We start from the raw sequence: 11,912 nt of genomic DNA, 5'->3' as shown, positions 1-11,912 counted from the left end.
AGGAGGTGATATCGTGACAGTAGCGTCCCAAGTAAAGACCTGTGTAGCATCACTAAAGAGTGCTCAAGCAAGTCTTGAACAATTTGCTTTGGAAACTCAAAATCAAGAAGCAAAAACCCTGTTTACAAATGCTGCAGGGCAAACTGATCAAATTTTGCAGCAGTTGGAAAGTCGTGTCCAACAATTAGAAAACGAAGAACCTCAATATAAAGGCTTCTAATAAATATATTTAGAAACAAAAAAGAGATAACAGACAGTTATAAAGTGTAGGATTACCCTTTCTTACAGAGTGGACGTGATTTAACTTGTTGGCGCAAGCCGATCACGGCTACTTTATGGGGGGCTTTCCTTCACTTTTTTTCATGTCGTAATACTTCCGCAAACGAGGTATGGATTGCATAAGTGAACTTTTATGGAGTATCCAGAAAAGTCAAAGTCATTCGTTTTCCATTTAGTTGTTGCATTTCATCTCAAAGTATAGTATTATGGAGAGAATGTATTATATTTAACCTCAGCAAATCCCCAGTAAGATTCAATGTTTTCCTCAGATTTTGATTTCTTGGCTGTTAATTCCCAAACCTGTTTCGTGATGTATTTCTGATTCACACTGGCGCGGTCATCGGAGCCGCGAGGACGAAAGAGAGGTAGGGCTTTCGTTGTTTTAGGATGCGAGTTTTAGACAACTTGGTACACATGCTGTTTGCTGTTAACAAGGGGATTCCTTACGGCCTTTCGTATTTGAAGAGGTCCGGTTAAATATACGATACAAACAAGGGCTGTCCGGCCAGCGCATTTATGCGCTGACTGGACAGCCCTATCCATTTGTCAACCCGCTTATTCGTTAGGACAAGCTGATGCGGCAATATGACCGGAACGATTTATTTTGGTATCCAAATACCGTTCATTATGCTCCGACCGGTCTCCCCACAACGGTATGCGTGCCGTCACATCAAGACCGGCCGCCTGAAGCGCATCCAGCTTCTTCGGATTATTCGTAATGAGTGAGACAGGTTTCGCCCTAAGAGACTTCAATACGCGTATGGCGTCGCCATAATTGCGTGCGTCATCTACAAAACCAAGCTCCACATTCGCCTCTACCGTATCGTAGCCCTGCTCTTGCAGCAAATAAGCCATCGCTTTACTGAATAGCCCGATGCCTCGCCCTTCATGGTTCGCCAAATAAAATAAGGCGCCGGTCCCTTTCTCAACAATCATGCGCATCGATTCATGCAGCTGATACCCGCAATCGCACCGCTTGCTCCCGAAAATATCGCCGGTATGACAAATGCTGTGCATGCGAATCCAAGCTTCCTCCGCTTGCTCGAAATCACCGTAAACAAGCACGCTTGATTGCTGCATCTCTGCCAAATCAATTGCGGACAGCTTCTTAATAATTTGTGCCGCATCATCCAGCTTCTCTTTGCAGAGCAGCCAGCAATACCATTGAAATATCGTCTCTCCTTCATCCAGCTTTACGGGAAGCTGAATCGGTCCAACTAAATAAATAATGCCCCTAGCGCTTTCAATAACTCTAATCTTGTGATCGACAATCGAAACTGCGTCTGTAGTTAACATAAGAGTATGCTCCTGACCTGTTCATATTAGCCGTTTGGACTATTATGAGCTCGAAGCAAACAAGACTATTCCTCTTGAACTACCCCTTCTTAAAATCAATTGATTTTTGATGAAGGGGGATTCCTAAGAACTTTACCCTAACGGGCAAATATATAGATTAGGCTATCCCCGTAGTCCCTACGGTTGATGGCTGCCGCAGCTTGGGCATTCCCATTCACGCAAGGCGAGATTCTTCACGTCTTTGTTTTTCGTTCCGCAACAGGAGCATAATTGGCTGCTGGCGAAGTTACGCGCTACGGTAATCACCCGTTTGCCATACCAGCTTGCTTTGTATGCAAGCATCGTACGAAATTGCGACCATGATACTTCACTGATCGCTTTGGCAAGGTTTGCGTTTTTCAATAGATTTTTTACCGCTAAATCCTCGATCCCGATAATGTCGTGGTTTTTGACGATCTCGGTAGAGATTTTATGCAAGTAATCGTTTCGTGTGTTCGCAATGCGTTCATGAATACGAGCTATCCGAATCCGCTGCTTATGCCAATTCGAAGATCCTTTTGTTCGTCTTGCAAGCCTTCGCTGTGCGATTGCTAACTTCTGTTCTAATCGCTGAAACCACTTCGGATTCTGATGGACGGTTCCGTCACTGACAACAGCAAAATCCTTTAGCCCGACATCAATCCCGCATGCGGAATGGGTTCTGGGCAACGCCTGTACTTCGGTTTCTACCAACAGTGATACAAAGCATTTACCGCTTGGATGAAGGCGAACCGTAGCATTTAGGATTCTTCCCTCAACCTCACGACTTTTGGAGAAACGAACCAAACCGAGCTTCGGCAGCTTGATATGGTTACCTGACACCGTGATATTGCCATTTGTTTGTTTGGTCGTATACGATTGTACGGCATTCTTTTTGCTTTTGAAGCGTGGTTTGTCATTTTGCTTCTTATAGTAGCGGGTATATGAATCGTTTAGATTTTCAAGCGACTTTTGTAAGGCTATGCTATCCGCTTCTTTAAGAAAAGGATAATGCTGTTTTAACTCCCGAACGCCTTTGATGGCTTCATATTTGTTGAAAAACTCGCCTTTCCACTCGTTCGAGGGCAATTGACCGCTTTGCTTCATTTCTTCGACAATGTGCCAATAAGCATCCTTTTCCAGCTGCTTAGCCAAGAAAAAATTAAACACAAAACGAGTGCAGCCTATCGTTTTGTTCATGAGTATTGCTTGTTTTTGGTTTGGATAGATACGAAATTTGTAGGCTTTATGGACAAGTATTGGTATCACCCCCTCATCCAAATTATAGCACATATGTTCGCATTCATAAACCAAAAAGAAATCGATTCATCTCCCTCTTACTACGTTGAAGAGGGAGTCTTCTCGACTAAGATAATAAATCATTTTCCTCGTCATCCCGCCATCAATCGTAATCTGGGTGCCGGTTACAAAATCATTCCCCGGGCCGGTCAAATAGAGACACGCACGCGCAATATCCGCCGGCTTACCGACACGCTGTGACGGATGCTGAACGTGATCCTGCGGCCTTAGCTTATCGTAATCGCCCGTCTCGATCCAGCCCGGACAAATGGCGTTGACGGTAATCCGATCCGGACCGAGCGAGACGGCAAGCGCATGCGTAAGCGAAAGGATTCCGCCCTTGGAGGCGGCATAGGCTTCCGAGTTCGGCTCCGACATCACCGCCCGCGTGGAGGAAATGTTCACGATCGCTCCGCCGCCGGTTGCCCGCATCAGCTTGGCCGCCTCGCGCGAACAGACGAACGTACCGCGCAGGTTCGTATTCACAACGCTGTCCCACTCATCGATCGACAGCTCATACGGTGACTTCCATATGCCGAAGCCCGCATTATTAATAACGATGTCCAATCTCCCCAAAACCGTTTCGACATCGTGAAACAGCCGAATGATCTCATCCGGCTTGCTCATATCGATAACAAAGGATAAGGAATCATAGCCTGCTTCCTGCAGCAGCACCTCTGTCTGCTCTAGTCCGGCTTCATTTTTATCAACTAGAACGGGCACCGCTCCTTGCTCGGCATACGCAATTGCAAGCGCTCGGCCTATTCCCGCTCCTGCACCCGTTATGAGAACGATTTTATCAATGTAATCCGCTTGCATCTGAATTCCTCCTCCAATGTTTGCTCAAGCAATTGTCACATGTAAGATAAGCTTATCCGCATGCTTCACCTCTAATATCTCCAATCATACTTCCAAAATAACTTCATCACCAGTACATATTGGCCTCTCTATTTATGGCTAAGTCGTGTCAAATAATCTGAAAATTTAATTAATATTTCTGGAAATGCTTCAGCAGCCCTTGTCATTTGTTCCAAAAGCGCATATGATAATAGCAAGAAAAGGTTGTGAATGTTTTCACATAATGCAATGGATTGTGAAATAATTCACGTTATAAAGACGGCTGCAGCTGCAGCTTGCTCGCTTTACACCTACAATAGGAGGCGTTTAATATGACGATGAAAATTGCAGTTATTGGCTGTACACATGCAGGAACTGCTGCTATTACGCAAATGGCTAAGCTTTACCCCGAGGCTCGTATCACGGTATATGAACGGAACGACAACATCTCGTTTCTATCGTGCGGAATCGCACTTCATGTTGGCGGTGTCGTAAAGGATGCCGGGCAGCTGTTTTACGCTTCGCCCGAGCAGCTCGCTAAGCTCGGCGTTACGACGAATATGCGTCATGATGTGCTTGCGGTAGATACGGATGCCAAACAACTTCAGGTCCGTAATCTCATAACCTGCGAAGAATTCACAGATACCTACGATAAGCTTGTTGTTACGACCGGCTCGTGGCCGATCATTCCGCAAATGGATGGAATTGAACTGGAAAATATCGTGCTTTGCAAAAATTACAACCATTCGCAGACTATTATCGAGAAAGCTAGAAAAGTGAAACGAATAGCCGTCATCGGCGCTGGCTATATCGGAATCGAGCTGGTTGAAGCCTTCGAGCAGCTTGGCAAGGAAGTCACCTTGATCGATAATATGGAGCGTATTTTATACAAATATTTAGATCGGGAGTTTACGGATGTAACCGAGCAGGCGCTGCTTCATAAAGGGATTACGATTGCTGCCGGTCAAACCGTTACTGCGTTCAAAGGCAGCGAAGGCCGCGTAACGACTGTCATTACGACTGCTGGACAATATGAAGCGGATCTCGTCGTCCTCTGCATCGGCTTCCGTCCTAATACTGAGCTTTTGAAGGGCCAAGTCGACATGCTGCCAAACGGAGCAATCATCGTCGATGATTATATGAGAACGAGTAACCCGGATGTGTTTGCCGCAGGCGACAGCTGTGCAGTCCACTACAATCCGACTGGTCAAAATGCTTACATCCCGCTCGCAACAAACGCCGTACGCATGGGAACGCTCGTTGCCAAAAATCTAATGGAACCAACCGTCCGGTATCTCGGAACGCAAGGTACTTCGGGAATCAAAATTTATGATTACAATATCGCATCGACCGGCTTAACGGAAACGGCCGCGCTTGCTGCGGGAATGAATGTGAAAAATGTCACAATCATCGACAACTACCGTCCCGAGTTTATGCCAACCTACGAGCAAGTTACACTGAAGGTCGTTTATGAAGCGGACAGCGGCAGAATTGTCGGCGCGCAGGTGCTATCGAAGGCCGATCTGACGCAATCGATAAATACGCTGTCGGTGTGCATACAGAACAACATGACGATGGACGAATTAAGCTACGTCGACTTCTTCTTCCAGCCGCATTACAACAAGCCGTGGAATCTGCTTAACCAAGCCGGTTTGCAGGCTGTATAGTGAATACCACTAATCTGCAGAAAGGAGCCGCCTTATTAAGGCGGCTCCTTTCTAATTATATCGTATCAGCAGGCGGTTTGCCGAAATCCGGGGTACCGTCGGCGTTCCACGTGAACACTTTGGCTCGGGCGTGACGATTCGGGTCAAATAACGGGTCGCCTTCAATTTCTTTGTAGCTGCGGGCGTGATAGATTAATATGTCCTGCTTGCCGTCCTCCGATACCGTGAAGCTGTTATGCCCCGGCCCGTATTGACTCGTTTCATGACAGCTCGCAAACACCGTTGCCTGCGACTTCACCCAAGAAGCAGGATCGAGCAAGTCGCTGGACTCTGCCGCCGTCAGCAGCCCCATCGCGTAATTATGATTCGTGGCGCTGCCGGAATAGGTCAAAAAGATGTTACCGCCCCGCTTCAGAACAGCCGCTCCCTCATTAACCTTGTAGCCGATAACCTCCCAGTCGAGCTCCGGCTTTGTGATCAGCACCTGCTTGCTCTTAAGCTTCCATGGGCTGTTCATCGCAGCAATATACAAATTCGAATTGCCTTGAATGGCCGGGTCCTGCTGCGCCCATACTAAATATTGCTCTCCGTTATGCTCGAAGCTGGTAGCATCCAGAGAGAAGGAGTCCCAATCCGTAATGATTTGCCCCTTCTCCGTCCAGCTGCCTTCAAGCGGATTAGCCGACTCATTCTCGAGCACGTACATGCGGTGTCTGAATGGCGCGTCCTCCCTTCCCGCAGCGAAATATACATACCATTTACCAGCGATAAAATGCAGCTCCGGCGCCCAAATGTTTTTGCTCATCGAACCGCTATCATGCTTCTTCCATACGACAACCTGCTCGGCGTCAGTAAGTCCTTCAATCGTTGACGCTCTCCGCAGTTCTATTCTGTTGTACTCAGGCACGGAGCCCGTAAAATAATAAAATCCGTCCGTATGCTTTAATACCCAAGGATCAGCACGCTGCTCTATTAACGGATTACGCAGCTGCTTCTGCGACTGCCCGAATGGTTCTGTTCTCATCATTTCTCTCAATCCTCCAGCCAAAGATTCTATATATTTGAGACATTCAATTGCATCCATGACTCTATTTACATATAGGTAAACTCTTATAATATTATTTGTAAATCCAACTATTTACATATAAAATAAATGGATCATGCCCTTTTATTTAGTCCGTACATGACCGAAAACGTATGCAGTATCCATCATGTCATTGCTTCAATAAAGCTATCCAGATAATCATTTTGTATCGTTAAATAAGTTGAGCGGAGTGAAAGCATGAAAATCGATATATCAGATACGCATTTACCTATCTATGAGGCATTAGCCAGCGATGTAAGACTGAAAATTATTCAACTGCTTGCCCAGCAGGAAATGAACATCAAGGATCTCGCGCAAGCACTCGAGTTAAGCAGCCCCATCATGACGATGCATGTAAAAAAGCTGGAGAAGGCCGGATTAATCAGCTCTGAGATGGTTTCCAGCAGCGGCGGAACCAAAAAAATGTGCAAGCTCATCACCGACAGCATTGAAATCGATTTCCCTTCCAGAAGACGCCCGGCGCTGCGTTCCTATCACGAATCTATCGTTTCCGTCGGTCATTACACCGACTTTGAAGTGGAACCCACCTGTGGCCTCGCATCAACCATGAAGGTGATCGGGATGTTCGACGAGCCGCGTTTTTTCTTGGATACGGAACGTATCAATGCCAAAATATTATGGTTCAGCAGCGGCTTCATTGAATACAAAATTGCCAACTTCCTCTTGAGAAGCGAAAACCCTACCGAGCTCGAAATTTCATTCGAAATATCGTCAGAAGCCCCCTTTGCCAATGAGAATTGGCCGTCCGACATTTCCTTTTACTTAAATGGCATCAAAATCGGCATATGGACAAGCCCGGGCGACTTCGGCGGTAAGCGCGGGAAGTATACGCCTGATTGGTGGTGGGACGAAATCAATCAATATGGCCTGCTTAAGGTGCTGAAAATTACGCCAAACGGAACATTTATCGACGGCCAGCAAATATCCAACGTGACCCTTGATGATGTCAATATACTAAGCAAGCAATGGAAATTCCGCATAGCGGTAGAGGAAGACGCAGAGAATGTAGGCGGCGTCACCTTATTCGGCTCCGGCTTCGGCAACTATAACCAAGACATCGTCTTCAAGCTTTATTATGAAAGGAACGAGTAGAGCCAGCGGCGCAAGCCGCTGACGCTCCCTCTCTCTTATACTGCGTGATTATCAGCCTGTAGATCGTAACCGGCGCCGCCACTATCTATTCACCCGCGATACCGGAACGCTCAACGCTTTCTACGAAGTAGCGCTGCGTGAACATGTACAGGATTAGCACGGGCAGGATCGTGAGCATGACGCCGGCCATAACTTGGTTTTGCAGCGTTGGCGCCATGCCAAGCGTGCCTGACGATACCGAGCTGGACGCCTGCTGAAGATCCAGATTCGCATTGCCGTTGAAGAAAGCCATATTTTGCGCCAGGTTGAAATACTCTGGAACGAGCAAATACATATTGGGCTCAAACAGATCATTCCAGTGCCAGACGACCGAGAACAAGAACACGACCAGCATGGCAGGCTTGGCTAGCGGGAACATGATCATCCAGTACGTCCGGAATGCGCCCGCACCGTCAATTCTCGCCGCTTCCTCCAGCACGTTCGGGAGCGTGCGGTAAAATTGAATAAAGATGAGCACAAACAAGGAGCCCTTTAGCCCATGACCGAGCAGCGCCGGTACGACAAACGGCAAATGCGTATTTACCCAGCCCAAATCGAGGAAAAAGGTAAAGAGCGGCACGACGATCGTCTGCGGCGGTACCAGAAACGTAAAGACAACCATCGCTAGGAACAGCGCTTGACCCGGGAAGCGGTAACGCGCGAAGCCGTATCCGACAATCGAACAGCTAATGACTTGCAGAATCGCGCTGCCGAACGAAATGATTGAGCTATTTAGCAGTCCCGGCCAAAAATTGATTTCCTCAAGCGCGATGGAATAGTTCGTTAAGCTGAACTGCTTCGGAATCCACTGAATCGTAGCATCCGCCACGTCCTCCGCCCGCATGAGGGATTTCGATACCATATACAGCAACGGATAGACGAATACGAACGCCAAGCTAAGAATGACTAAATAGTAGAAGAACGTTCCGATTATGCCGCGTCCGCGCTTCATCCACGTTACCTTCCAGACCGTTTCCGCTTTGTCTTGAAGACCCGCATATTTTTCGGTCATACTTGGTGAACTCATGCCCTCTACCCCCTACCTTCAGTCGCTGATAAGCTTTTGCGGAAAATGAAGAACACGACCGCCAGCACGACCGAAATCACAATAAAGTAAATCCAGCCCATTGCAGAGCCGTAAGCGTAATTATTCGTTTTAAATACGTTGTTCATAATGTGATTCATAATTTGATTATCCGTTTTGGTGAACGAGTTCACGACGCTATAAAGCGTATTAACGAACATCATCGGCATAATCATCGGGAACGTAATTTTCCAGAAGCTTTCCCATTTCGTCGCCCCGTCGCATTTTGCCGCTTCGTAAAGCGCAGGGGAAATCGTCTGCAAGCCGGCAATAAAAATCAAGATTTGCACGCCCGAATCCCACATGACGAGCGTAAGCGAATCCGCATACTGGAGAAGCGGCTCCAAGATGCTGTCCGGAATGAACGCGTTAAGCTTGCCGTAAAGGTCATATTGATAGAAGATCGGGAGCTGGGCGGCGCCCTGCTCCAGCAATTCCCTTAAAATCGCGCCGGACGCGATAATGACCGGCAGGAAGAAAATCCCGCGGAACAGCGTGCGTCCGCGAAACTGACGGTTAAGCAGCAGGGCGCTGAACATCGCAAATATAAGAATGAGCGGCACCTGCGACAGCATCGTCGTTACGGTGCTTTGCAGCAGCGGAACAAAATCAATGTCTGTCGTAAAGGCTGCGCGGTAATGGGTTAATCCCGTATACGACGCCTTTAAGCCTTCCTTCGTAACCTCCAAATTGTTGAGCGAATAATAAAGGGACTTGCCGAGCGGAATGACCATGAACAGCAAGAAGCCGACGATCCAAATGGAAATGAACGAATAGCCTTCAAAGATGTGACGGCCTCTCATCGAGAGTCCTAATTTTTTGCCCATGCTCATTTCCCTCCGTTCTGCATGAGATAGCCTGCTGCTGGAATAGAAACGCCGTCAACCGTCACCGGCAGCGCGCCGTAATTGACGATAACCTTCGTTCCGTTCGCATAAGTCGTCCTGTACACGCTGCTGTCCAGCTTCTCATGATCGGCAATCGCTTGATTCGAGATCGCCTGATAGATTTGCTCTATCTCCTTGTATTGTTCAGCGGCCTCATCGATCCACGTCGTATATTGCGAGCTCCAGAGCCGGTCCTCCATCGTCCGCTGAAGCTTCGCCGTCGGCTCATACGTCAGCTCAAGGCTTGGCAGCGCGCCGAACTCCACCATCCGAAGCAGCTCGTTCTGCGCATCGTTTCGCAAATTAATAGGGTTAGCCGCGTAAGGCACTAGTCCGCGCACCGCGATCTGATAGAAAGGAACGGTCTCGTCATTGTAAATAAAATGGCTGGAATCCATCGGCGCCCCGCTTATGCCGTCTATATGTCCGAGCATATAAGCAAAGCCGTAATCGACAGACGCTCCTCCGGCAGCCTCCCGAATCGCATCGGCGGCCTTCACCCAAGCCGCTGCCGTATCGCCGCGCGCAGTAAGCGACTTCGGATCGATATCGGAGTAGAGCGTGTCTCCCCAATAAGCTAGATGAACGCCGGAAATGCCCAGCTTCGCGTAGTCCTTCAGCTCTTTGTTCAGATGCTTGCCAATGACGCGATCCGGCTTCATCCAATAATAGAGCCGGCTATCGTTATTCCATCTGCTGCCGATATAATAATCAGTGCTCGGAGCGACTTCGCGGTCCATTCCGCGAATAGCGTCTTTATTCTTCTTCATGCCGCCGCTCCCCGAGAATGCGCGGGCATAATTCGCTTCCAGATAAAGCGATACGCCTTTATTGGCGGCATACGCGGCCAGTTCCTTCAGCTCCTTCGCCCCGCCCAGCTTCTTCTCGACAGGGAAGTGATCGGGCTGATCGCCGTACAAGCCGTCATCCGACCATCCGGAAAACGTAAGCTCCAAATTCGCGATCCCTTTCTGCTGGAAGGCGTCGATGATTTCACGCGCCTGCTCGAACGTTGTCAGCGAAATAAACGTATCGCCAAGCACCTCATCGCGCAGAATGCCGCCGAGCAGCTTCACCTTTACAGGAACCGCCGTTTGTTCCACCGGCTTAACGTCCTGATCTTCTTGCAAATATTTGCCGTACGCCTGCGCCATGCCGACGTAACCGGCTTGCTTATCCTGCAGCAGCACATAATGCGTCTGTCTGTCGCCTTTGATCCAGTTGCCCTGGAAAAATGGTATTTCACCCGATGTTCCGATAAAAATAACATCGCTCCAGCGATATACGAATTCCGCAGACGTCCGGTAATACGAGATCGCGCGAATGCCTGATGGCGTTCCGTTGATCTTCGCATCGTACTGCCCCTTCGTTACGATCCCCAGTGAAGCGACCCCATCTCGGTAATTGCCGAATACAGGCAGCGCGACCTTCTCTTTCGGCGCGAGCTTCTGTCTCCACATCTGATCGATGTTCTCATGCGACTGCGTGACGTAAGCGGGATCTGCGCCGTAAATCATTTCCGAATAGCCGGCAAAAAATTGCGGATGCTTCTCGCTGTATTTCATCAGCGCGCCCGAGCCGTCCGGCAGGAAAATCGCGCCGTTCTCCGTATCCGCTGCGGCATTCCAGAATGGCAGCGGTTCAATGCTCACGAACTTTGCTTTTCCGGATTCTTTAATAGAAGCCTCCGGAATCGTTAATTCGAAGCCGTCCTGGGCCAAGCGGTATTCAATCGCAAACTCAAGCTTCTCCTTGACAAATTGGAAGGTCACCTTCGCTCCGCCGTCGATCGTCTCGATCTTCAGCTTGTTTACCTTCTCCTTCGTCAAATACGTTTGAACGGTATCCGAGCCCTCCGTATATTTCACGTGAACGGCCGCATCCATAAACTTCTTATTATTAGGCATCGTCGTCCGGGGCAGCTGCGGCGTACCGAGCCATTCCTTATTGGTGTGCTTATCAACGAGGCGAATATTGCCTGTTTTCTCATCGATATACATTTTGTAGCTATCGTTTTCCGCAATCTGCTTTGTTGCAGTCACGGGATAGCGCTTCACTTCGCCCTGGGAGGCGGGTACCACTGTTTCCGTCACAGCCACATCTAGCGGAGCATCTTCAACAGCGGATGTATCCGCAACTGCTGCGGAATCCGAATCCGCGTTGACTGCAGCCGTATCCTGAGCGCTCTTGCCTGCATCTTCCTCCGCTTGAACCTGGATATCGCCTTCCGCGGTCCCGAAGTGAGGGAATATGCTGACAACGAGCAGCAATGCCGCGATAATAAGCCATTTTCGTTGTTTCCTCATCTC

10 protein-coding genes are annotated in these 11,912 nt (G+C 48.6%); 3 read left to right on the top strand and 7 right to left on the bottom strand.

All coding sequences use genetic code 11. From position 1 onward, the window contains the following. Positions 1 to 13: 13 nt before the first annotated feature. Positions 14 to 220, top strand: a complete 207-nt coding sequence (locus ASG81_RS14205; protein ID WP_056635118.1) for a DUF1657 domain-containing protein — start codon at positions 14 to 16, stop codon at positions 218 to 220. Positions 221 to 834: 614 nt separating this feature from the next. Here the strand turns inward: ASG81_RS14205 and ASG81_RS14200 are convergent. From ASG81_RS14200 to ASG81_RS14190, 3 genes are all read right to left on the bottom strand, one after another. Then, positions 835 to 1,575, bottom strand: coding sequence for a GTP cyclohydrolase II (locus ASG81_RS14200; protein ID WP_056635116.1), 741 nt, complete (start codon positions 1,573 to 1,575; stop codon positions 835 to 837). 177 nt (positions 1,576 to 1,752) lie between these two features. Further along, positions 1,753 to 2,853, bottom strand: coding sequence for an IS200/IS605 family element RNA-guided endonuclease TnpB (gene tnpB, locus ASG81_RS14195; protein ID WP_155971568.1), 1,101 nt, complete (start codon positions 2,851 to 2,853; stop codon positions 1,753 to 1,755). A 66-nt stretch (positions 2,854 to 2,919) separates the two neighbouring features. Beyond that, positions 2,920 to 3,711 carry an SDR family NAD(P)-dependent oxidoreductase gene (locus ASG81_RS14190; RefSeq protein ID WP_056635113.1) on the bottom strand — a complete coding sequence of 264 codons (792 nt, stop codon included), beginning with the start codon at positions 3,709 to 3,711 and terminating at the stop codon, positions 2,920 to 2,922. Between the two features lie 356 nt (positions 3,712 to 4,067). Between ASG81_RS14190 and ASG81_RS14185 the strand changes: the two genes are divergently transcribed. Then, the gene (locus tag ASG81_RS14185; RefSeq protein ID WP_200961516.1) at positions 4,068 to 5,396 is read left to right on the top strand and encodes an FAD-dependent oxidoreductase; all 1,329 of its coding nucleotides are present in this window, start codon (positions 4,068 to 4,070) and stop codon (positions 5,394 to 5,396) included. Between the two features lie 55 nt (positions 5,397 to 5,451). Here ASG81_RS14185 and ASG81_RS14180 read toward each other — a convergent pair whose 3' ends face one another. Beyond that, a complete protein-coding gene (locus ASG81_RS14180; protein WP_235548871.1) occupies positions 5,452 to 6,423 on the bottom strand; it encodes a glycoside hydrolase family 43 protein in 972 nt (323 codons plus the stop codon). Between the two features lie 255 nt (positions 6,424 to 6,678). Between ASG81_RS14180 and ASG81_RS14175 the strand changes: the two genes are divergently transcribed. Next, positions 6,679 to 7,593: an ArsR/SmtB family transcription factor gene (locus ASG81_RS14175; protein WP_056635109.1), complete on the top strand. Its 915-nt coding sequence runs from the start codon at positions 6,679 to 6,681 to the stop codon at positions 7,591 to 7,593. A gap of 85 nt (positions 7,594 to 7,678) precedes the next feature. On the opposite strand, the gene ASG81_RS14170 is transcribed toward ASG81_RS14175, so the two are convergent. The 3 genes from ASG81_RS14170 to ASG81_RS14160 are packed head-to-tail and all read right to left on the bottom strand — an operon-like array spanning position 7,679 to position 11,909. Then, the gene (locus tag ASG81_RS14170; RefSeq protein WP_056635107.1) at positions 7,679 to 8,659 is read right to left on the bottom strand and encodes a carbohydrate ABC transporter permease; all 981 of its coding nucleotides are present in this window, start codon (positions 8,657 to 8,659) and stop codon (positions 7,679 to 7,681) included. Positions 8,660 to 8,664: 5 nt separating this feature from the next. Next, a complete protein-coding gene (locus tag ASG81_RS14165) occupies positions 8,665 to 9,543 on the bottom strand; it encodes a carbohydrate ABC transporter permease (RefSeq protein WP_056635104.1) in 879 nt (292 codons plus the stop codon). A 2-nt stretch (positions 9,544 to 9,545) separates the two neighbouring features. Next, positions 9,546 to 11,909, bottom strand: coding sequence for a DUF5696 domain-containing protein (locus ASG81_RS14160; RefSeq protein WP_056635101.1), 2,364 nt, complete (start codon positions 11,907 to 11,909; stop codon positions 9,546 to 9,548). Between the last annotated feature and the right edge of the window lie 3 nt (positions 11,910 to 11,912).

The sequence above is a fragment of the Paenibacillus sp. Soil522 genome (assembly GCF_001428245.1).
GTDB lineage: Bacteria > Bacillota > Bacilli > Paenibacillales > Paenibacillaceae > Pristimantibacillus.
Note: the sequence above shows the minus strand (reverse complement) of the source record. Positions and strands in the feature narration are given on the sequence as shown.